Raw genomic sequence first — 22,953 nt, 5'->3', positions numbered from 1 at the left:
ACTTTTACTCAACCATCCAACAATTAATGCCATTCTGTGGACTGTCGTCTGTGGACTATGGTCTAAATACAATCCAACCATTCAACAATAAACAATAAAAACCGTGGACTATGGACCGTGGACTATCGACTAAATAAATGAGTGTAGCGAAGAAACTGGTTGGGCAGACCGCAGCTTATGGTCTGAGTAGTATTATTGGTCGCACGCTTAACTTTCTGCTTTTCCCCCTTTACCTGGGAATTTTTGCTCCCGAAGATTACGGCGTTATTAATGGTTTATACGCTTACGTCGGCTTTTTTAATATCCTCTTTACTTTTGGGTTGGAAACGGCCTTTTTCCGGTTTGCCAATCAGCCGGGAGCTGACCGGCAAGCTTTGTTTAATCGGGTACTCAGCTTTTTAATTTTTTCGAGTATTCTGTTAACCGGCCTTATTCTTTTATTTATCGAGCCCATTTCCCGGTTGATAAAATTTCCGGATCAACAATTATTTATCGGTTGGTTGGCCGTTATTTTGGCGATTGATGCTATTGTAAGTATTCCGTTTGCTCGCCTGCGTTTGGAAAACAAGGCCGGTAAATTTGCGGGAATAAAGATGGCCAATGTGCTAATTACCGTATTGGCCAATGTTTTTATTTACTGGTTCTGTTACAATGTTTACCAGGAAAACTTCCTGGCCAGCCTGAAACCTATTATCGCCAAAATTTACTTTCCGGAGTGGAAACTGGGTTATATTTTCCTGATTAATCTTATTGCTAATTTATTGCTTATTCCATTATTGTGGCGTGAGTTCAGCAGTTTGCGGTTTTCGCTGGATTTTTCGTTCATGAAGCCCTTGTTGCGGTACGCATACCCAATCATGTTAATGGGCTTTGCCGGTATTGTGAATGAATTACTTGACCGGATTTTACTTCTGGAATTACTGCCGACCGGCTTTTACCCGGATTTAACGAGCAAAGGAGCAGTGGGCGTGTACGGTGGGTGTTACAAACTCGCTACCTTCATGACTTTAGCCATTCAGGCGTTCCGGTACGCGGGCGAACCTTTTTTCTTCGCGCAAGCCAAAGTAAAAAATTCGGCGGTTACATTTGCGTTGGTAACCAAATGGTTTGTAATTGTCTGCGCTTTTATTTTCTTATTTATCAGCGTTAACCTCGAAGACTTTAAGTTTTTACTGCGCCGGCCTAGTTATTACCAAGGTATGGCCGTTATTCCTATTTTGCTTTTAGCTAACCTGTTCCTGGGAGTTTATTATAACCTATCGGCTTGGTTTAAACTCACGGATAAAACCTATTTCGGCACTTTTATCAGCTTTGGCGGCGCGGCCATTACCATTATATTAAATATTTTATTAATTCCGGTGCTGGGTTATATGGGTTGCGCCTGGGCCACTTTGGCCTGTTATTTTTCTATGGCTTTAGCGTGTTATTTATTTGGTCAGAAATATTATCCCATCCCCTACCCCGTTGGTAAAATTGCTGGCTACCTGGTTCTGGCTATTAGCCTGATATTAGCGGCTACTTATATTAATATAGCCGATTTTATAGGACGGCATGCCTTTCATTTGGGCTTATGCGGCATTTACTTGCTTCTTATTTTTTTCCTGGAAAAGCCCCAGCTTTTAATAAAGCGCTAACCTTACGCCAGATTATTCCTGATTTAATAAAACAATTATATAAATATTTCTGCCGTATCATTATTTTATTTTAATTTCATCGCTATTTGCGGCAACTCTGTTGCTTCTTTAACAGTAAGAACCACACCCATGCAAGTAAATATTATAAATCAGTCGAAGCATTCTTTGCCTTCGTACCAAACGAGCAGTTCCGCCGGGATGGATATACGGGCTAACCTAGAAACGGCCGTTGTTTTAAAGCCTTTACAACGCGCCTTAATCCCGACTGGTTTATTTATCGAGCTACCCGTGGGCTACGAGGCGCAAATCCGGCCCCGGAGCGGATTAGCGTATAAACATGGAATTTCGATTGTCAATAGCCCGGGAACCATTGATGCCGATTACCGGGGCGAATTAAAAGTTTTACTCGTCAACTTATCCGATCAGGAGTTTACCGTGGAAGACGGGGAACGGATTGCGCAAATGGTGGTTGCCCGGCACGAAACCGTAGTGTGGCAGGAAGCAGGCGAGCTTTCTAATACCGAGCGAGGTGCCGGAGGGTACGGGAGCACCGGCGTCAAATAACATCTAATTGTTACAGGTTTCGTAATTTTAATAGTATTTTCAACTAGTATTAAAAATTTAAAATCTAACGTCTAGTATCTAACATCTAAAAGCAAATCCTATGAGAATTATTGTTCCTATGGCCGGCATGGGCAAACGCATGCGTCCGCATACCTTAACGGTTCCCAAACCCCTTGTGCCGATAGCCGGCAAACCAATTGTGCAACGTTTAGTAGAAGATATTGCGAAAGTTTGTCAGGAACCAATTGAAGAAGTAGCTTTTATTATCGGTCACTTCGGACAAGCCGTGGAACAAAAATTAATGGAGATTGCCGCCTCAGTGGGGGCTCGCGGCACTATTTCGTACCAGGAAGAACCACTGGGAACCGCGCACGCCATTTTATGCGCGCAAGAATCGTTGGAAGGCCAGGTAGTAGTAGCTTTTGCCGATACTTTGTTTAAAGCCGATTTTACGTTAGACACTTCTGCCGATGGGACTATTTGGGTACAACAAGTAGAAGATCCCCGGCCATTTGGGGTAGTTAAATTAAACGAGCGCGGCGAGATTACCGATTTCGTAGAAAAACCAGATACTTTTATTTCGGATTTAGCTATTATTGGTATTTATTATTTTAAAGATGGCGCTTACCTGCGCGAGGAATTGCAATATTTACTGGATAATAACATTAAAGACAAAGGCGAATTTCAGTTAACGAACGCCTTGGAAAACATGAAAAATAAAGGCACTGTGTTTGTGCCCGGTAAAATCTCGGAATGGCTCGACTGCGGCAACAAAGACGCTACCGTTTACACCAATCAGCGCTATCTGGAATACCTTAAAGACGAACAAGATTTGGTAAATGCTTCGGCAAAAATTACCAATTCAATAATTATTCAGCCAAGTTATATTGGTGAAAATGCCGTAATAAACAATTCCGTAGTAGGGCCGCACGTTTCTATAGGAAAGAACACTACCGTTACCGATACGGTTATCAGTAATTCTATTGTACAGGAAAATACCGTGGTAAAAAGTGCCAACATCACGAATTCCATGTTGGGTAGCTTCGTTTCTTTTACAGGAACCCCATCCGATCTGAGTTTGGGTGATTACAATGTTTTGAAGGAGTAATATACTTTGAATGATTTAACGAAAATTTTTATTGTAGCTGTTCTCTGCCTGGGTTTAACCGCCGGGCAGAGTTACGGCCAAAGTAAACGCCAGCGTAAAAAGGCTGAGAAGGCGCAAACGGAAGTTGAAAAACCAGCAGCAGATCCTTTGTTAGCCGATGCCCGGCAAAAAGAGGCGGGTGAATCTTTTTTCGTGGATGGAGTCAAATACTCGCTACTGGAAGAGTACGATAAAGCCTTGGAACGCTTTCAGCGATCTTATGCCTTAAATCCGAATAATGCTGCCTTAAATTATAAACTTGCCGAAACCCACATGTTGGCTGGCCGGGTAAACGACGCCCTGCCCTTTGCGCAGGCTGCGGTTACCTTAGATGCTTCTAATCCTTACTATTACTTACTTTTAGCTCAATTGTATTCCGGCAGCCAGAAATACGACGAAGCCATAAAAGTTTTAACTAAACTTACCAAAGATATTCCGGGAACGGAGCAATATTTATTTAATCTGGCCGACTTGTATTTGGCCAAAAACCGCTTTGACGATGCTCTGAAAACCTACGAGAAAATTGAGAAACAATACGGTTTTATTGAGGAAGTATCGTTTAAAAAGCAACAGATTTATCTGAAACAAAACAACCTCGAAAAGGCATTGAAAGAAGGAGAAGCCTTAATTGCCAGTGATCCTACCGAAGTTCGTTATCCTTTGGCGCAGGCCGAAGTGCTGGCCAACAACAAGAAAATTGACCAGGCCATTCAGTTTATTAACAAAGCCCTTAACATTGACCAGAATAATGCGCAGGCTCGCTTAATGCTCGCGGAACTTTTACGCCAGAAAGGCCAAATGACGGAAGCGGTTACCGAGTTGCGTACCGCTTTTTCTAATCCAAGCCTGGATATAGACGCTAAGGTTAAGATTTTAATAGAGTACATCCGGCAACTTCCGCAGCCGGCCAGTAAAAACCAATCTTTACTGAACACCACGCTTGATTTGGCCGAACAAACTTTAAAAGCGCACCCGCAGGAAGCAAAAGCCTACGCCGTAGCGGCCGATGTTCAAAATTTGGCTAATAAAAAAACGGAAGCCCGCAACAATTACGTAAAAGCCGTCCATTTAGATAACTCTCATTTCAGTATCTGGAATCAGTTAGTGGCTTTGGATGCCGAATTAAATCAAACGGATTCTTTGCTGGCCCATACCGAAAAAGCTTTGGAGCTATTCCCGAACCAGGCGGTATTCTGGTTTTATAATGGCACCTCTTATTTGTTTAAGAAAAATTACGCACGGGCGGTAAAATCGCTGGAGTACGGCAAAAAATTATCCTTAGATAAACCCGAGCTGGTCACGCAATTTAACATGCGCCTCGGAGATGGTTACAATTCTTTAAAAGATTACGCTAAATCTGACGAAGCCTACGAGGCGGTATTGGCCCAAGAGCCAAACAACGCGCAGGTTTTAAATAACTATAGCTATTATTTATCGTTACGTAGCCAGGACTTGCCCAAAGCAAAAGCGCTTTCGAGTAAGCTAGTAGCCTTATTCCCGAACGAGGAAACGTACCTGGATACCCACGCTTGGGTGTTGTATAAATTAAAAGATTATCCGGCCGCGTTGAAGTTCTTCGAGAAAATTGGTACAACTACCAAAAATGGTACAATCGTCGAACATTACGGCGACGTACTATACCAACTAGGCCAGAAAGATAAAGCGGTGCAACAATGGCAACGCGCCAAGACTCTGGGCGAAGCTTCTGAGTTCATCGACAAAAAGATTAAAGATCAAAAATTATATGAATAAACGCCTCCATATTCTCTACGCAATATGTCTGGTTGTCTGGTTTTCCGCTTGTAAACGTAATAGCATTTCCAGTTCCTCGGCACCCGAAAAATTAAATAAAGTAAACGTTATTAACCTCGATTACACTTACTTCTCTGCCAAAGGCCGCATGCAATTTGAGAATGAGGGAGAAAAAATTAATACGGGCATTACCATCCGGATGAAAAAAGATACCATAATCTGGATATCGGTAGTTCCGGCGCTGGGCATAGAGGTAGCCCGCCTGCTGATTACCCCCGATTCGGTAGCTTTTATTAATCGCCTGGAAAAAACCTATTTTGCCGATAATGTAGAAGGTTTAAAAAACCGCTTCAACGTAGATTTATCGTTTAATATGGTGCAGTCGTTGTTGGTGGGTAACTACGTACCCGGCCAAAATGGTAATGAAAAACTGATAGATGAAGCCCCGATTCAACATACCCGCCAGAATTTGGGTGCTGCTATCTTGGACCAGTTTATTTCTACCGAAACCTATAAACTTAAAAAACTACAGATCTCCGACCCTGAGTCGCCCAATACGATTACCGTAGATTATTCTGACTTTGAGAATGTAGGAGATAAACCTGTTGCTAAATCTACTTTGATTGTTACCAATACCATTAAGGAAAATCAGGCTAAGAAAATGGTAGCTTCCATTAATTTAAACAAAGTAGATATAGACAGTAAAGATCTGAATTTTCCGTTCGCTATTCCGCCCGATTACCGACGTAAATAAATTTTAAAACTAGATTTGCTGGTTGTTGCTTAACAGATTCTTAATTTTGCCGGCAATTATCAGGTTATAAGTTTAAGTTATAGGTAGTAAGTATTTACTTATGATGAATTCCTGTTTTTAATCAACTACTTTTAAGAGAGATTATTCAGTTGATAATTATGTCATTATAAACGGAACTCTTACAGCTTAATACCTGCTACTTATATTAAATCCACTTCTTTTTTGAATGCGCGTCCGGTTTAAACCTTTATTACTGCTTGTTTTCTTTTTAATTACTCTCCTTTCTCCGGCCGATGCCCAGCAACGATCTTCGCGTACCCGTAAACCTAAAACCAAAGCCCAGTTAGAACGCGAAAAACGAGAAAACTTAAACCGGATTCAGGAAGCTAACCGAATTCTGGAGCAAACCAAACAACAAAAAGAAGCTTCGCTGGGTCAGCTTAATGCCCTAAAAGAGAAAATTACGGTTCAGAAAAAAGTAATTAACAATATTTCTTCGGAAATAAATTTTATTGAATCGGATGTAAAGCAAACGGAAACGGTAGTAGGTAACATGCAAACGGATTTGCAGAAACTCAAAGCCGAATACGCTACCATGATTTACGGAGCTTCTAAAACCGCCAATAGCTACAATAAACTTATGTTTTTATTTGCGGCCGAATCCTTTAATCAATTTATCCGCCGCTTAACCTATCTGCGGCAATATTCCGAATCGCGTAAACGCCAAGTAAAAGAGATTAGTCGGGTTACCACTAATTTGGGGCAAAAAATAACGGTACTAACCCGGCAAAAAAAACAAAAAACAAACTTACTCAACGCGCAGCTTAACGAAAACCGCAACCTGCTTACTTTAAAAGGCCAACAAGACAACGTAGTACAGCAACTCAGTCAAAAAGAAAAAGAACTACGCGAAGAAGTTAACCGCCGGCAAGCGGCTGTCCGCAAATTAGATAATGTAATTGCTAATATGGTACGCGAAGAAATTGCGCGAGCCGCCCGCTTGGCGAAGAGCCGGGCCGCTGCCGAAGGAGGCACCGCTGCGCCTATTTCGGCTAACAAAGTATCTCTTACGCCGGAAACAGCCCTTTTATCCTCTAATTTCGGCGGAAACAAAGGCCGCTTTTCGTGGCCCGTAGAACGGGGGTTTATTTCGCAGCGTTTTGGCGTGCATCCGCACCCGGTGCTGCGAAACGTATCTACCCGCAATAACGGCATTGATATTCAAACCAATGCCGGTGAGAGCGTCCGGTCTATATTTACGGGTATTGTGCGGGCGGTGCTCGAAGTACCACCCTATCATACCGTAGTGATGATTCAGCACGGCGAGTACTTTACCACCTTTACCAAACTTAAATCAGCCAGCGTCAGCGAAGGCCAGAAAGTAGATGCAAAAGAAGTAATTGGTACTGTTTACACCAATCCCGACGGAACCACCGAATTGCACTTTGAAATCTGGCGCAACACCACGAAGCTAAATCCAGAGACCTGGTTACTAAACCGGTAACTCTGCCCCACTTTAGCTAAAGATTAACTTATTTTTCTGCAGAACAATCTAAGAATTCTGATTGACTTAAAAGGACTTTCTGATGCTTATTATGGGTAAGTTGTATGATCTTTTTTAGTTTTTAAAGCTTGATTTGTTAATTTAGATAAGAATTCTTCAAATAAAAAATACTCGATTTTTTTCTGATAAGTTTCTACATTTAAAAGAAATTAGGGAGCTTTTCGGATTTTAACTAATAAAAAGGAAGATAAATTATTTTACCTTGAATCTAATTGTAGTCATCAAGTCGTAAATAGTCAAAAGAGAAACAATGAGCAGATTAATAAATTAGTTAAATTATCAGGAAAAATAATTTAGGCCAGGGGCACCTTTTTAAAGTTTAATCTCTTTTATACCTAAAATTGAAATATTAATTTAATTTTGTAATTCTAACGTTTAAATATTAAAGTTATGGCAATGAGCAATGTTTTGGCTTTTATTGGTGGTTTAGGTACCAGCGAAGTAATGGTTATTATGTTAGTAATCTTATTACTTTTTGGCGCTAAGCGCATCCCCGAACTGGCCAAAGGTTTAGGTAAAGGCATCCGGGAATTTAAGGATGCTACCAAAGAAATTAAAAACGAAGTAGAAAACGCCGTTAAAGACGACACTCACACTACTTCTAAATAAGGTATCTGGTGTTTGCATATACCCTATTCGCCTTTTTGGGAGTAACAGAGGTAATTCTGATTATCGCTGTATTATTACTGTTTTTTGGCGCCAGTCGGATTCCGGGCATTGGCCGTGGTTTAGGCAAAGGAATTCGTGAGTTTAAAGATGCTACGAAAGGAAAAACAACCCATTCAGAAAAAGAAGTAAAAAATCCAAACGAACCCCCATTAGTTTGAAGCGATACAATAACTTATTGGAAGTGCACCAGGATCTAGCAAATGGCAGTGTTACTTGTCGCGACCTGGTGCATTACTATTTAGATAATATTGAGCGTAAAAAACATTTAAACGCATTCTTGGAAGTTTACCCGGATGAAGCGCTGGCTAAAGCTGAAGAAATAGACCAAAAACTAGCTAACAACACAGCAGGCCGCTTAGCGGGTATGGTACTCGGTTTAAAAGATGTACTGGCCTATAAAGATCATCCTCTGCAATCTTCCAGTAAAATTTTAACCGGCTTTAAATCTTTATTTACGGCTACTGCGGTACAACGCCTGCTGGACGAGGATGCTATTGTAATTGGTCGCCAAAACTGCGACGAATTTGCCATGGGGGCCTCCAACGAAACCTCTGCTTTCGGTCCGGTATTAAATGAAATTGATCCAACTCGCGTTTCGGGTGGGTCATCGGGCGGTTCAGCCGTAGCAGTACAAGCAGATCTATGCTTAGCTTCTATTGGTTCCGATACCGGTGGTTCGGTGCGGCAGCCGGCCGCTTTTTGTGGGGTAATTGGTTTAAAGCCTACTTATTCCCGTATTTCGCGCTACGGTTTAACGGCTTATGCTTCTTCTTTCGACCAAATCGGCCCGATTACCCGCAGCGTAGATGATGCCGCTTTACTGCTCGAGATAATGGCCGGGCCAGATGATTACGATAGTACTGTTAGCCGCCGGGAAGTACCTGCTTACAGCCAGCTGCTGGAACCGGAAGGTGACCCCAAATACCGGATTGGCTACATTAGCGATACTTTAGAAAGTGAAGGTCTAGATCCGGAAATTCGGGAAACCATACAGGCCACTCTTCAGAATTTACGCGAGGAAGGTCATACGGTAGAATCCGTAGATTTTCATTATTTAGATTACATTGTACCTACTTATTACATATTAACCACCGCCGAGGCCAGTTCTAATTTATCGCGCTTTGACGGGGTGAAGTATGGCTATCGTAGTTCTAGTGCCACCGACTTACTTTCTATGTACAAGAAATCGCGAGCCGAAGGCTTTGGTCACGAAGTACAAAAACGAATTATGCTGGGCACTTTTGTTTTAAGTGCGGATTATTACGATGCTTACTACACCAAAGCGCAAAAAGTTAGAAGAATAATTAAGGAAAAAACGGAAGAGCTTTTAACGCAGTTCGATTTTCTGATTATGCCCACTACGCCTACTACAGCTTTTCCTATTGGCGGTAATCCCATCGACCCGTTGGCTATTTACCTAGCGGATATATTTACGGTACAAGCATCTCTGGCAGGAGTGCCCGCTATTTCGGTTCCGGTGGGTACCGATAAAAACGCTTTACCGATTGGGATGCAAATTTTAACTAAATCTTTCGCCGAAACCAAGCTCTTGGCTTTTTCTAAATCAGTTACTGAGAAAATAACCACTGCTTAGCTCGTATATGATGCAGATAAGACTCCTTACTCTTTTATTTTTATTATCCGGCCTGCTCCTATCCCTTGAAAGTAAGGCCGGTTTTTTTTTAAATACAAAGAAGAAAGAAGTCGTTCTTGCGGACACTCTGTACCCGACGGCCTTAACGGACACGGTTCATTTAGCTGATACTACTCACCTGGAAGAAATTTTAGGCTTAGCCTTACCGGATTCTGTTCCTATGGTTACAAACGATCTTATCATGGATCGGCTTAGCTGTTTGCAGAAAGAAATTCCATTGCATTTTAATCCCTACGTGCGGGGCTTTGTTGATTATTTTACCATTCGGAACCGGAAGTATTCTCGCCGGGTATTATCCCGCGAGAATATTTACTTCCCTTTGTTTGAGCAATATCTGGCCAAGTATAACCTTCCGAATGAACTTAAATATTTAGCGGTAGTAGAATCTGCATTGATACCTAGGGCGGTTTCCCATGCGGCTGCCGTAGGTTTGTGGCAATTTATTCCCTCCGCTGCCTCTGATTATAAGTTAAAAATAGATACGTATATCGATGAACGCATGGACCCGGAAAAAGCTACGGATGCGGCTTGCCGGTATTTACGTAACCTGCACCGCATGTTTGGCGGTAACTGGGAACTTGCTTTAGCCGCTTATAATTGTGGCCCGGGCAACGTTCGTAAAGCCATTAAACGGGCGGGCGGTCAAGCTGATTTTTGGGCTATTTTCCCGTTTTTACCGAAAGAAACGCGGGGCTACGTACCTTCTTTAACGGCCATCATTTACACCATGAACCACGCCGTGGATCATGAAATACAGCCGGACACTTTACTATACGCCACGGCTACGGATACCATTTTAATCAATCAATCGCTGGATTTAAAGAAGTTATCCCAGCAACTTAGTTTAGACGCAGAAGAGTTACCTAAATTAAACCCGGAAGTTAAAAAAGCTATTTTGCCGGTAAATGTTCGTAATTACCCTTTAAAAGTACCTGCTACTCACAAAACCCTACTGGCTGCAAATCGCACTTTAATTCTGGATTCCTGCAAATTGCCGGACCTTGTACCGCCCTCTTACCAAAATATTCTGATTGCTAAAAAAGTTGTTACTCCAATAGCCCCTTTGGCAACTACTCTCCCGGATTCAGCGGCAACTGATTCTGTTTGGCAGAAAAAGGAGTATATTGTAGCTGCCGGTGATAATTTAACGCGCATTGCCAACCGCCATAACATATCCGTAGAACAGCTGCGTACCTGGAATAATCTTAGCCCGAAACAGAAGTTGTTAGCCCGGCAAAAATTAATACTATTTACCTCTGCTGCTCAAGACCATTTATTAGCGAGTAATTCTTCTAACCAAACAAACGTAGCAGAAGCCCACGAAGTTAAAGTACCGGTAAAAACAGCATCTGCCCGTAAGACTGCGAATAATAAAAAATCTTTATCACGGGTAAAATTGGTGCATACCGTACAACCGAACGATACTTTATGGAGCATCTCCCGCCGCTATAACGATATACCGGTAGAGAAAATTAAAAAACTAAACCGTCTTAAGACAAATAGCTTAAAACCAGGCATGAAACTGGTAATAAGTTAATCTTAAGCAGGCTTTATTGTAAACAAAAATATCAGGCCGCGTGACCTGATATTTTTGTTTACAACCAACTATTTAACGCAAAAATCTAAATCCATTCTGGTTAACGCATAACTATTTAAAGTAAATAGTTTAAACGCCTGCTTTTGCTTAATTTTACTTAAATACAAAAGTCTGCTTGTTTCGTTATCTACCAGACTCGGTTAAAATTTTTCTGTTATGATTAAAATAAATAAACAAGACGCGCTGAATTACCACCAAATGGGTCAACCAGGAAAAATAGAGGTGGTACCTACCAAAATGCTTTCCTCCCAAATAGATTTAGCTTTGGCCTATTCGCCGGGGGTAGCAGAGCCATGTAAGGAAATTGCTCTTAATAAAGAAGACGCTTATAAGTATACTTCTAAAGGCAACTTAGTGGGCGTTATCACCAATGGAACAGCTGTATTAGGTCTTGGCAATATTGGCCCGGAAGCTTCTAAACCCGTAATGGAAGGCAAAGGAGTATTATTTAAGAAATTTGCGGGTATCGACGTTTTTGATATTGAAATAGATTGCACCGACCCGGATGAGTTTATTCGGATTGTGCGTTCCCTGGAACCCACTTTTGGTGGCATTAACTTAGAAGATATTAAAGCCCCGGAAAGTTTTAAAATTGAGGTGGCTTTAAAAGAGCAAATGAAAATTCCGGTTATGCACGACGACCAGCACGGCACGGCTATTATTTCCAGCGCCGCTTTGCTAAACGCCCTGGAACTGGTAGGCAAAAAAATACAGAAAATCAAAATTGTAATGAACGGGGCGGGTGCCGCGGCTATTGCCTGCGCTAAATTATACCTGGCCTTAGGTGCAAAAATTGATAATATCGTCATGTTTGACAAAGACGGTATTATCAATCCGGAACGGAACGATTTAGATATTTACCGCGCGCAGTTTGTTACTACCCGTAAAATTACCACTTTAGCCGAAGCTATGACCGGAGCAGACGTATTTATTGGCCTTTCGGCGGGGAATGTGCTGCCGCCGGAGTACGTAAAATTAATGGCGAAGAACCCTATTATTTTTGCCTTAGCCAATCCTGACCCGGAAATTCCCTACGAAACGGCTATGGCCGTACGAAGCGATTTAATTATGGCTACTGGTCGTTCGGACCATCCGAACCAGGTAAATAATGTGCTGGGGTTTCCTTACATTTTCAGAGGAGCCCTCGATGTACGGGCTACAGAAATAAACGAAGCAATGAAATTAGCGGCCGTACGTGCCTTATCGGAATTAGCGAAAGAACCGGTGCCCGAAATAATTAATAAAGCTTACGCCGATAAAGCTATTGCTTTCGGCCGCGATTACTTAATTCCGAAGCCATTAGATCCGCGCTTAATTACCACTGTTTCGCCAGCGGTAGCCAAAGCGGCTATGGACTCTGGCGTGGCTAAACATCCGATTCACGATTGGGTAAAATACGATCAGGAGTTACAGGAGCGCATTGGCATTAATCAAAAGTTGATGACCCGCATTATTAATCAAGCTAAAACCAACCCCAAACGTATTGTATTTGCCGAAGCGGACCATTATAAAATTTTAAAAGCCGCCCAGATTGTACTGGACCAAAAAATTGCGCAGCCTATATTATTAGGTAACCAAAAAAGAATTGAAGCATTAATTACCGAAAATGCTTTGGATTTAGAAGGCGCTATTATTATTGATCCGTCTAAAGAAGCCAAAAAACGGGAGAAATTTGCGCGAGTTTTCTACGAGAAACGCAAGCGCAAAGGCATTACCTTGTTTGATGCCCGGAAATTAGTCAAAGGTCGTACTTACTTTGGCGCTTTAATGGTAGAAACCAACGAAGCCGATGCCTTAATTTCCGGATTAACCAAAGATTATTCTCAAACCATTTTGCCGGCACTGCAAATTATTGGCGTAGAAGAAAACGTGAACCGGGTAGCGGGTATGTACATTATCCAAAACAAAAAAGAACCATATTTTTTAGCCGATACTACGGTAAATATTAATCCAACGGCCGAAGAAATGGTAGATATTATTGGCTTAACCGCTAGGGCAGTGCGTTTTTTCGACGTGGAACCTAGGATGGCCATACTATCCTACTCCAATTTTGGCTCTAACCGCGGCGATGTACCGAACAAAACTATATTAGCTACCAAGTTGGCAAAAGAGCGCTATCCTAGCTTACTTATAGACGGGGAAATGCAGGCCAACACGGCTGTAAATAAAAATTTACTACAAGAACATTATCCGTTCAGTGATCTGGCTGAAAAAGGTGCAAATACCTTAATTTTTCCGGATTTAACTTCGGGTAATATTGCTTATAAACTACTCCAGGAAATTGGCGAAGCCGAAACGATAGGTCCGATTTTAATGGGTATGCATAAGCCCGTACATATTTTGCAGCTTGGTTCTTCTACCCGTGACATTGTAAATATGATTGCTATTGCCGTAGTAGATGCGCAAAATCACGAAAGCCGCAGTAACCAAAAAGCTTCTTTGCCTGAGGCTATAGCGGGTAAAATTGGCTCCTTAGTTTAAAGTAACGAACTGGTTATTAGCGAATAACGCAACTTTTGCTTTCCACTTTTCACCAAACTATTTACTTATCTGCATTTTTTACTTTAGAATAAATACGTAAATTCTGGCTCGTAAGCACGTAGTTTTTGTAATAACCTCGCATAATTGTTGCTGAGGGCTAATTTTTCTTTTATGATTGCATACATCGACGGCAAACTGACTTATAAAGACCCCACTTACGTGATAATTGAAGTGGGCGGAATTGGTTATCAAATTAAAATTTCTTTAAATACCTATGCTGGCTTAGCCGAAGGCGAACGCTGTAAGTTATTTACTTTTTTGCATATCAAAGAAGATGCCCATACCTTGTATGGTTTTAGCGAATTGGCTGAAAAAAATATTTTTTTGCATCTTATCTCTATTTCCGGCGTGGGACCTAATACAGGTCTTATGATTTTATCTTCGTTAAGTGTACCCGAAATTCAGCAAGCCATTGTACGCGAAGACGTTAGAACAATTCAAAGAATCAAAGGAATTGGCGCAAAAACAGCCCAGCGGCTCATTCTGGAATTAAAAGATAAATTAAAAAAAGATGTACTAATAGATCAGGCAAACGTTTCAGCGGCGCCACACAATACGAATCAAAATGAGGCGTTATCTGCTTTGATTACCTTAGGTTTTGCCCGAACCGTTGCCGAAAAAACGCTGGATGCCATTATTAAGCGCGAAGGCAGCCACCTAACGGTGGAGGAATATATCAAATTAGCATTAAAATCTTCCTGAAGTTAAAATTTTACATTCCGCTTGAATAAAAGTAAACACCACGTAATAATTGCGTCCGTTGCGGTTGTTACCCTATTCGGTTGGCTTTCGGAAGCTGGAACAGTAGCCGGAAATTCTTCTTTCAACTTGAATCTACTCCGGCAATTAGTAGCTGATACCATCATTACCGATACTACCACAAGCGAAAGGTATCGTAAATCACGCCGCCCTGATTTCCGACCGAAAGATCGGGTGGGTGATCCATTTTCTAACCGTACTTCCCGTTCGCCTTTATTACTTAAAAATCCGGACAATGTTAACCTAAACGTAGACCTGGATGATAGCCTGCGTTATTTTGAAATTAAGGAAAAAGTAGGCGACTTAAATTTCCGAAATCCTACCCTCATGACGTATGAGGAATATACCAAATATCAACAGCAGCAAGCTATACGTAATTACTGGCGCAGTAAAGCCGAAGGAGGCGTTACCGGCGAAAAAGCGTCGGGCCGTTCTTTATTAAGCCCTAAAATACCCGTCGTAAGCCCCTTATTCAACCGCATTTTTGGGGGTGATTTTGTCGATATTCAAACAAATGGTAACGCGGGTCTTAAATTCGGAGCTCGGTTTAGCCGTAATTTTAATCAATCCTTACCCTTACGGCGGCAGCGAACCGGTGATTTTGAATTTGATCAGAATTTAGCCATAAACGTTACCGGCCGGATTGGGGAAAAACTTAAACTTAATTTCAACTGGGATACCAAAGCCAATTTTGAGTTTGAGAACAACATCAAAATGGATTATACGGGTTTCGAAGAAGAAATTATCCGCAAAATTGAAGCGGGTAACGTAAGCTTGCCCTTAAATAATAGTCTGATAAGCGGCGCCCAAAATTTATTCGGCGTAAAAGCGCAATTACAATTCGGCCGTTTGGGGGTAACTACGGTTATGTCGAACGTGCGGGGGCGTACCGATCAGATAAATATTCAGAATGGTGCCCAGAACCGACCCTTCGAAATTAAAGTCGATCAGTACGAGCGCGACCGGCATTATTTTCTTTCCCAATTCTTTCGCGACCGCTACGATCGTTCTTTACGCGACTTGCCCCAGCTTAAATCCGGTATTACCATCCGTCGTCTGGAAGTATACATAACCAACGATAACCGGTCCACCGAAAATTTGCGCAACGTAGTTACCCTAATGGATTTGGCCGAGGCCGACACTACCAAAACTTTACGGGACGAGTTGATTTTTAAACCTGGTACCGCACTTACCGCTCCAGCCAGTAATGATGCTAATAACTTATACAGCCGGATAAATGGTAACCGAAATAATAATACCGTAGATGAAACTTTGCAGGGTGCAGTCCTGAAGCTTCAGAAAACCGTTGACTTTGAACACGTACGGGCCCGCCGCCTCGATCCGAAAGAATATAAATTTAATCCGGAGTTAGGTTACATTTCTCTTAATATTCAGATGTTACCCGAGCAGGTGCTGGGAGTAGCTTACGAATATACTTTAAATGGCCGCGTGTACCGCGTGGGTGAACTACAGGACGATTACCAAAACGTGAACGACAACGAGGCAATATTCCTGAAAATGCTTAAGTCTACGAATCCAGCCCTGACTTTTCCTACCTGGGATCTGATGATGAAGAACGTTTATTCGCTCAACGCCAACCAGATTACCCGCGAAGGATTTCAAATGAGTATTATCTACAAAGATGATGAAACCGGGGTAGATATTACCAGTTTAAAAGAAGGCAGAAACATTCAGAACGTACCGCTGATAGAAGTATTTAACCTGGATAAAGTAAATACCAACAACGACGCGCCGCCGGACGGTAACTTCGACTTTTTAACCGGGCTAACGATTGATCCGGAAAATGGACGAATTTTCTTCCCCGAGGTAGAGCCGTTTGGTTCTTATCTGCAAAGTAAATTTACGGCCGGCGAAGAAAACCTGGTACAGAAATACGTTTATCAGGAACTCTACGATCAAACGCAAAGCGATGCGCAGCAAATTACGAATAAAGCTAAGTTTTTCTTAAAAGGTCGTTATCAAGCGAGCGCGACCGACGAAATTGCCCTGCCGGGTATTCAGGTTGCGGAAGGTTCGGTCCGCGTACGATCTGGCGGCAATTTACTCACCGAAGGCGTAGATTACCGGGTGGATTATGCTCTAGGCCGCGTTAAAATTTTAAACCCGAGTTATTTGAATTCGGCGAGTAACCTGGCAGTAGAATTTGAAAAAGCGGAAATTATTAACCCGCAGCCGCGCGCTATGGTGGGCGCTCGCTTCGATTATACCTTAAACCGCGATATTGGCATTGGCGCTACTTTATTGCATCTCGGCGAAACTCCCTACAACAATAACCGCGTGAGCCTTGGGGATGAGCCAAGTAACAATACCATTTACGGTTTAGATATCAACCTGAAAAAAGAATCCCGGCTTTTAACCACCCTAACAGATAAATTACCTTTTATTCAAACCAAAGAACCTTCGGCAATAGCTTTTAACGCTGAGTTTGCGCAATTGCTACCGGCTAAGTCCAAATTAAAGGGAGAAGATGGAGTTTCTTATATCGATGATTTTGAAGGGGCGGAGTCGTCCTATTCTCTTTCCAGCAGCACCAATACCAATAACTGGCGACTGGCTGCTACTCCCACACCTCTTATTGGCGGCCGAACCGGTTTAGCCTACGCCGACAACCGCGCCCATTTAGCTTGGTACACCATCGACCAGGGAGTGTACTACCGCAACGGTAACCAGCATCCTAATAATATCGGCGATGCCGATTTACGAAATCACTATGTAAGGGGTATTAATCGGAAAGAAATTTTTCCAAACCGGGATTTAGATGCGGTAAACAACTATGAATATCCATTTGATCTCGCTTATTATCCGGCGGAACGCGGACAGTATAATTACAACCAAAACGTAAGCGCGGACGGCAAATTCTTACCTAACAGAGCAAATCCAGTCGATAATTGGGCGGGTATTAGTCGGGAAATAACCTTCGATACCGATTTTGATAACGCTAATATCGAATACCTGGAATTCTGGATGATGGATCCGTTCTTAAAAGTTACCAATCCAAATACTGAATTAGCCAATATTGCTGATCAGGATGGCCCAAATGGCGAAGCCAATGATAAACCGAATACTACCGGTGGTGAGTTGGTTTTTAACTTAGGTAACATTTCCGAAGATTTATTAAAAGACCAAAACCGTTACGAGTTCGAGAATGGCTTGCCCACGGAAGCTTCTAATGGTAATATTAGTACTACTCCTAAAACAGATACCGATCGTACTCCCTGGGGTATGGTAACCCGTCGTCCATTTTTAACCGATGCTTTTGATAATACTTCCGGTAGCCGGCAGTTCCAGGATATCGGGATAGAAGGTTTGAATGATTCCGAAGAAAAGCAATTCTTTACCGGCGTTTACCAGCAATTACCTGACCCCTCCAAAGATGATTTCCGGCACCACTTAAATCAGGATTATGATAACCGGAATGTTAAGGTATTAGGCCGCTACAAATACTTTAACGGGATGGAAAATAATTCCGCCGAGAACAGTGTAGAAGCGGCTTACGCTTACCCGGATAAAGAAGATTTAAATAAAGACAACATTATTTCGGATGTAGAAAGTTACTACGAATATAAAATTGATTTACGCCCGGGCAAACTAGCCGTTGGTCAGAATTATATTGTGGATAGAGTGACTTCTCCGAAAGAGGGTGATTCTATTAATTGGTATTTATTCCGGATACCGATCCGGCAGCCAACGGGTAAAGTAAACAATATTCAAGGCTTTAAATCTATCCGGTTCCTACGCATGTACTTGACTAAGTTCCAGGATCCGGTGGTATTGCGTACCATTCAAATGCAGTTTGTATCTAACCAATGGCGTAAATACCTGGGTTCAGTATCCGATGGTGGGGCACCCTGTACCGGAAATTGTGATACGGACGTGGAGAATTTTACGGTATCAACGGTGAACCTGGAAGAAAATGGGGAGGCAGACCCAGGCAACATTAAATACGTGATTCCACCGGGCATTTACCGGCAGTTCGATAATTCATCGGTTACTACCCGCCGGCAAAACGAGCAATCTCTGCAAATTTGCGTGGATGATTTAAAAGACTCGTTCGGAAAAGCAGTTTACAAAAACGTAACCATGGATATGCTTATCTATAAGCGTTTGAAATTATTTATCCATGCGCAAAGCCTGAACGGCAGTACCCGCGACGACGAAGTACGGGCCTTTATCCGGATTGGTACCGATTATACCCAAAACTATTACGAATACTCTTTACCGTTAAAAATAACCCGGAACGGAGAAACAACGGAGCAGGAAATCTGGAAAGTAGAAAACATGATTGACGTGGCTTTCCAGGATTTTATCAATGCGAAAGCTGCCCGGAACCAGGCTCAAGCTAGTTTATTAGTACCATACCCGGTAAATTTATCTGATGGCCGGCGCATTGTTGTAATGGGTAACCCGGATTTTAGTTCGGTGCAAGGTATTATGTTGGGGGTTTTGAATCCCAAATCAGCGGACCGGGCCGATAAATCTTTCTGCGTTTGGGCCGATGAATTACGCGTAGCTGATTTTGATAAAAAAGCGGGTTGGGCCGCTAACGCGCGGGCCAACGTAAAACTCGCGGATTTAGCAAATATTTCTGCCACGGGTTCTTACACTACCGTAGGTTTTGGCGCTTTGCAAGAAAAAATTGCCCAGCGAGCCCGTTCCAATACGGCCCAATTTGATGTAAATGCTAATATTACCGCCGACAAGTTTTTACCCGAACGATTGGGTATTCGCATACCGGTATCAGTGCAATACGGTAAAACTACCCAGGAACCTCGTTACGACCCTTTAGATCCGGATACGCCCCTCGAACAATCTTTGAAAAAATTTGCGAGCGATGAAGCCCGACGAGAATACCGGAAGAAAGTAGTGAATCAAACTACTACCAAAAGCTTTAATTTACTCAACGTCCGGAAAGAGAAAACTGACCCGGATGCCAAGTCGCACCCCTACGATATTGAGAATTTGTCTTTATCGTATGCTTACAGCGAATTACTGCACACGGATATTTTTACCAAGCGGGATATGACCAAAACGTATACGGGCGGCTTTGCTTATACTTTTAACGGCACTCCTAAAAACTTCACTCCTTTAAGTAAAGTAGCGGCTTTTAAATCGCCGTATTTGAAATTATTGCAGGAGTTTAATTTTACTCCCCTGCCGAGTAGGGTATCTTTCCGGGCCGATTTAGACCGCCGCTATAACGAATTATTCTTGCAACGGCGCACCGATCCAAACGCACCTCCTGTTCCTTTAGATCCAAAATATGCTACTTTCCAAAAAACCTTTTTCTTCAACCGGGTTTATGATTTAAAATGGGATTTAACTAAAAGCTTATCTTTTGATTATACTGCCACCAATCGCTCGGTAGTAGATGAACCTCGCGGTCAGATTGATGGTAACAACGAAGATCCACTCGTCCGGGAGAGAAGTGATGTTATTTGGAAGAACTTGTATAAAGGCGGCCGGACCACCAATTTTGATCAATCTGCTGCCGTTACTTATCGCTTGCCGCTCGATAAATTCCCGTTAACGGATTGGGTGAGCGCCGATGCCCGCTACGCCGCCGGTTACACCTGGACTTCCGGTTCTACCGTATTAATAAGCGACTCGCTTGGTTTAGGTAATACTATTCAGAACAACAGCGATGCGAGTGTAACGGGTAAAGTAGATTTAATGCGCCTGTACAATAAAGTTAAATTTTTAAAAGCTATAAATGAAGCGCCGGCTACGGCCGCTGCCGGGGCTCGACCGCCTCAACCCACTATACCCGGCGCGCCGGCTGCTAAAGATACTACCGAGAAAAAGCCAGAGTTAAAAGCTCTTAAAGCTACTTTAAAAGTGTTGATGGCGGTGCAATCCATCAACTTTACTTACCAACTAACGCGGGGCAACTTAATACCAGGCTATTTGCCAAAATCTAAGTTCCTTGGTTTCGACGAAGAATTTAATGCGCCTGGTTTACCATTTATTTTGGGTAAACAGTTCCCATTAAGGGATTTATACGACATGGTCGACAGGAACGATTGGTATACTAACAACAGCCATTTGTTAAATACTCCTTTTAGTGGTTTACGTACCGAGAATTTCTCAGCCCGTACGAATGTGGTGCCATTTAAGAACTTTAACATTCAGGTAGAAGCCCGGCGCGAACGCTCTGATATTGAAGAAGCTTTTTACCGGTTAACCGTAGATGAAGGAACCAATGAGCCAATTAATAACATTGATTCGCTGCAAAGCCCGCTGCATACCGGCTCCTTTAGTACGTCTATTATTTCCCTGAGGACAATGTTCGAAGGTAACCGGGGCAATCGTTCGCAAGCTTTCGATACTTTTATTGCAAATCGGCAGGATATTGCGGAAAAATTAGCGTCTGCCAATCCAGATAAACGTGGAGTTTATAATTTCAATTCGCAGGATGTATTAATTCCGGCTTTCATGTATGCGTATCTGGGAAAAGATATTGGCTCGTATGACCCTACTAAAAAGGCCGAAAAATCGACTAATTTATTTAAAAGTATACCCCTGCCTAACTGGCGGGTAGATTATAACGGATTGGCAGAACTCCCCTTTATTAAGCAATATTTTAGCTCTTTCTCGCTGTCTCACGCGTATAGCTCGGTATATAGCATCAATAGTTTTTCTACTTCGCTGCAATATCAAGCCGAGCCAGCAACAGGTTTCTCGAGTCAGATCAACGCTAAAAATGAGTTTATTCCTTACTATGTTATCAGCCAATTAACTATTATGGAACGTTTAACGCCATTGCTTGGCATTAACTTTAAAACGCAGAAAAACGTAATTGGCCGCGTGGAATACCGCACCGAACGCAATCTAGCGTTGAACATGACCAACGCGCAGGTAACCGAAGTGGGCATTAAAGATTACGTAATAGGTTTAGGGTATGCTACTACTAATTTCCGGGTACCTTTTAAAATTAACGGCCAAAAAATTGTGCTCAAAAACGAGTTAAATGCCCGCTTTGATTTTACCCTGCGCGATAATATTACCATTCAGCGGTCTATCATTAGCGATAGTACTACTACTGGTCCGGGCACGATTCTCAATCAGCGAAGTGATAATGTCCCAACGAACGGCACCAAGCAAATTCAGATTAAACCTACTATTGATTATACGGTAAACCAAAAGTTAAATATTCAGTTTTACTTCACCCGGGTAGTATCGGAGCCTAAAATATCGAGTTCCTTCAAGAATACGGTATCCGAAGGAGGTATTCAATTACGTTACAGCTTATCGCAATAAATAAAACCTTTGTTAAAAATGTCGGTATTATGGTAGACCTTATTATTTAGTTAGACAAGTAAGCTTTTTTTCTTATTATATTTGCTCTGACACCCATAATACGGAAGCCGTAATTGAAATAACCACCTAATATTGAAACAACTATGAATTTACCGCAGGAACTACGTTATACCAAAGATCATGAATGGATACGAATAGAAGGCGAGGTAGCCTACGTCGGCATCACTGATTTCGCGCAAAGCGAGTTGGGAGATATTGTGTACGTAGATATTGATACGCTTGAAAAACAAGTAAGTAAAGAAGAAGTTTTCGGGACGGTAGAAGCGGTAAAAACCGTTTCGGATTTATTCAGTCCACTTACCGGTACTGTTTTAGAGGTTAATCCGAAACTGGATTCTAACCCGGAAACCGTAAATTCAGATCCATACGGAAATGGTTGGATGATTAAACTATCGGTAGATAATGCCAGTGAAATTGAAGAATTGTTAACGGCCGAAGCCTACGCTGAATTAGTAGGCGCATAAATAAATGTAAAAAGTGGTTCCGGTATTTTTACCAATCAAACTTTTGTGTATCTGAAATCTTATCTACCAGCATTGGGTTGGGCAGCGTTAATTTTAATTTTAACGCTGTTACCTCCCCAGGCATTGCCAAAAGTGCCCGACTGGAACATCATTAGTATTAATTCGCTGGCGCATTTATTTGTATTTATGGTTTGGGCCTTCTTAGTTCTAGATGGCTTTGCTAAATCATCCGCAGGTTCTGGGCTACGTAAAAATAGCATTCTGTTTACTTTACTACTGGCTATAAGTTACGGAGCGCTCATTGAGCTACTACAAGGATTCATGCGCTTAGGCCGGCAACCAGATATTGTCGATATTGTTTTCAATACTACTGGCGCTTTATTAGGTATTATGTTCTTTTTCCTGGTAAAGCGGTACCGACGAGCAAGTTAAAGCGTCGGAAAGCCGCAGAAAATTAATTATTCCCACCTCTCCTTATTCAAGGCTGGGGCTTTTTAGCTCTACAAGTTTTCAGCT

Annotated in this window: 15 protein-coding genes; all 15 read left to right on the top strand. The window is 42.2% G+C overall.

Annotated features, from left to right (window positions below; all coding sequences use genetic code 11):
* Window positions 1-137 precede the first annotated feature (137 nt).
* The 15 genes from AHMF7605_RS23950 (at window position 138) to AHMF7605_RS23880 (ending at window position 22,869) form a co-directional block, all read left to right on the top strand.
* On the top strand, window positions 138-1,634 hold the full coding sequence (locus AHMF7605_RS23950) for a lipopolysaccharide biosynthesis protein (protein WP_106932499.1): 1,497 nt from the start codon (window positions 138-140) through the stop codon (window positions 1,632-1,634).
* A 129-nt stretch (window positions 1,635-1,763) separates the two neighbouring features.
* Window positions 1,764-2,198, top strand: coding sequence for a dUTP diphosphatase (gene dut / locus AHMF7605_RS23945; RefSeq protein ID WP_106932498.1), 435 nt, complete (start codon window positions 1,764-1,766; stop codon window positions 2,196-2,198).
* A gap of 100 nt (window positions 2,199-2,298) precedes the next feature.
* Entirely contained in the window at window positions 2,299-3,306 is a 1,008-nt protein-coding gene (locus AHMF7605_RS23940) for a sugar phosphate nucleotidyltransferase (RefSeq protein WP_106932497.1), read from the top strand.
* Window positions 3,307-3,312: 6 nt separating this feature from the next.
* Entirely contained in the window at window positions 3,313-5,097 is a 1,785-nt protein-coding gene (locus AHMF7605_RS23935; protein ID WP_233219241.1) for a tetratricopeptide repeat protein, read from the top strand.
* Complete coding sequence (locus AHMF7605_RS23930; protein WP_106932496.1) at window positions 5,090-5,851, top strand: DUF4292 domain-containing protein; 762 nt, start codon at window positions 5,090-5,092, stop codon at window positions 5,849-5,851. Before AHMF7605_RS23935 ends, AHMF7605_RS23930 begins: the two co-directional genes overlap by 8 nt.
* Before the next feature lie 226 nt (window positions 5,852-6,077).
* Window positions 6,078-7,355, top strand: a complete 1,278-nt coding sequence (locus AHMF7605_RS23925; protein WP_106932495.1) for a murein hydrolase activator EnvC family protein — start codon at window positions 6,078-6,080, stop codon at window positions 7,353-7,355.
* Window positions 7,356-7,805: 450 nt separating this feature from the next.
* Window positions 7,806-8,024: a Sec-independent protein translocase subunit TatA/TatB gene (locus AHMF7605_RS23920; RefSeq protein WP_106932494.1), complete on the top strand. Its 219-nt coding sequence runs from the start codon at window positions 7,806-7,808 to the stop codon at window positions 8,022-8,024.
* A gap of 8 nt (window positions 8,025-8,032) precedes the next feature.
* Window positions 8,033-8,242: a twin-arginine translocase TatA/TatE family subunit gene (locus AHMF7605_RS23915; protein WP_106932493.1), complete on the top strand. Its 210-nt coding sequence runs from the start codon at window positions 8,033-8,035 to the stop codon at window positions 8,240-8,242.
* On the top strand, window positions 8,239-9,678 hold the full coding sequence (gene gatA / locus AHMF7605_RS23910; protein ID WP_106932492.1) for an Asp-tRNA(Asn)/Glu-tRNA(Gln) amidotransferase subunit GatA: 1,440 nt from the start codon (window positions 8,239-8,241) through the stop codon (window positions 9,676-9,678). The genes AHMF7605_RS23915 and gatA overlap by 4 nt, the downstream gene beginning before the upstream one ends.
* A gap of 7 nt (window positions 9,679-9,685) precedes the next feature.
* Window positions 9,686-11,275, top strand: coding sequence for a lytic transglycosylase domain-containing protein (locus AHMF7605_RS23905; RefSeq protein WP_106932491.1), 1,590 nt, complete (start codon window positions 9,686-9,688; stop codon window positions 11,273-11,275).
* A 216-nt stretch (window positions 11,276-11,491) separates the two neighbouring features.
* Complete coding sequence (locus AHMF7605_RS23900) at window positions 11,492-13,816, top strand: NADP-dependent malic enzyme (protein ID WP_199200302.1); 2,325 nt, start codon at window positions 11,492-11,494, stop codon at window positions 13,814-13,816.
* Between the two features lie 171 nt (window positions 13,817-13,987).
* Window positions 13,988-14,578, top strand: coding sequence for a Holliday junction branch migration protein RuvA (ruvA, locus tag AHMF7605_RS23895; RefSeq protein WP_106932490.1), 591 nt, complete (start codon window positions 13,988-13,990; stop codon window positions 14,576-14,578).
* 21 nt (window positions 14,579-14,599) lie between these two features.
* Window positions 14,600-21,913: a T9SS outer membrane translocon Sov/SprA gene (sov, locus tag AHMF7605_RS23890; RefSeq protein WP_233219240.1), complete on the top strand. Its 7,314-nt coding sequence runs from the start codon at window positions 14,600-14,602 to the stop codon at window positions 21,911-21,913.
* Between the two features lie 143 nt (window positions 21,914-22,056).
* Window positions 22,057-22,437, top strand: a complete 381-nt coding sequence (gene gcvH / locus AHMF7605_RS23885; protein ID WP_106932489.1) for a glycine cleavage system protein GcvH — start codon at window positions 22,057-22,059, stop codon at window positions 22,435-22,437.
* 45 nt (window positions 22,438-22,482) lie between these two features.
* Window positions 22,483-22,869: a VanZ family protein gene (locus tag AHMF7605_RS23880; RefSeq protein WP_146153661.1), complete on the top strand. Its 387-nt coding sequence runs from the start codon at window positions 22,483-22,485 to the stop codon at window positions 22,867-22,869.
* The last annotated feature ends 84 nt before the right edge of the window (window positions 22,870-22,953 follow it).

It is taken from the genome of Adhaeribacter arboris (assembly GCF_003023845.1).
In the GTDB taxonomy this organism is placed as follows: domain Bacteria; phylum Bacteroidota; class Bacteroidia; order Cytophagales; family Hymenobacteraceae; genus Adhaeribacter; species Adhaeribacter arboris.
Note: the sequence above shows the minus strand (reverse complement) of the source record. Positions and strands in the feature narration are given on the sequence as shown.

What these genes read in the sequence shown, in the direction of transcription:
- AHMF7605_RS23950 (WP_106932499.1), top strand. Translation starts at nt 138, where the DNA reads ATGAGTGTAGCGAAGAAACTGGTTGGGCAGACCGCAGCTTATGGTCTG.
- dut (WP_106932498.1), top strand. Translation starts at nt 1,764, where the DNA reads ATGCAAGTAAATATTATAAATCAGTCGAAGCATTCTTTGCCTTCGTAC.
- AHMF7605_RS23940 (WP_106932497.1), top strand. Translation starts at nt 2,299, where the DNA reads ATGAGAATTATTGTTCCTATGGCCGGCATGGGCAAACGCATGCGTCCG.
- AHMF7605_RS23930 (WP_106932496.1), top strand. Translation starts at nt 5,090, where the DNA reads ATGAATAAACGCCTCCATATTCTCTACGCAATATGTCTGGTTGTCTGG.
- AHMF7605_RS23925 (WP_106932495.1), top strand. Translation starts at nt 6,078, where the DNA reads ATGCGCGTCCGGTTTAAACCTTTATTACTGCTTGTTTTCTTTTTAATT.
- AHMF7605_RS23920 (WP_106932494.1), top strand. Translation starts at nt 7,806, where the DNA reads ATGGCAATGAGCAATGTTTTGGCTTTTATTGGTGGTTTAGGTACCAGC.
- AHMF7605_RS23905 (WP_106932491.1), top strand. Translation starts at nt 9,686, where the DNA reads ATGATGCAGATAAGACTCCTTACTCTTTTATTTTTATTATCCGGCCTG.
- AHMF7605_RS23900 (WP_199200302.1), top strand. Translation starts at nt 11,492, where the DNA reads ATGATTAAAATAAATAAACAAGACGCGCTGAATTACCACCAAATGGGT.
- ruvA (WP_106932490.1), top strand. Translation starts at nt 13,988, where the DNA reads ATGATTGCATACATCGACGGCAAACTGACTTATAAAGACCCCACTTAC.
- gcvH (WP_106932489.1), top strand. Translation starts at nt 22,057, where the DNA reads ATGAATTTACCGCAGGAACTACGTTATACCAAAGATCATGAATGGATA.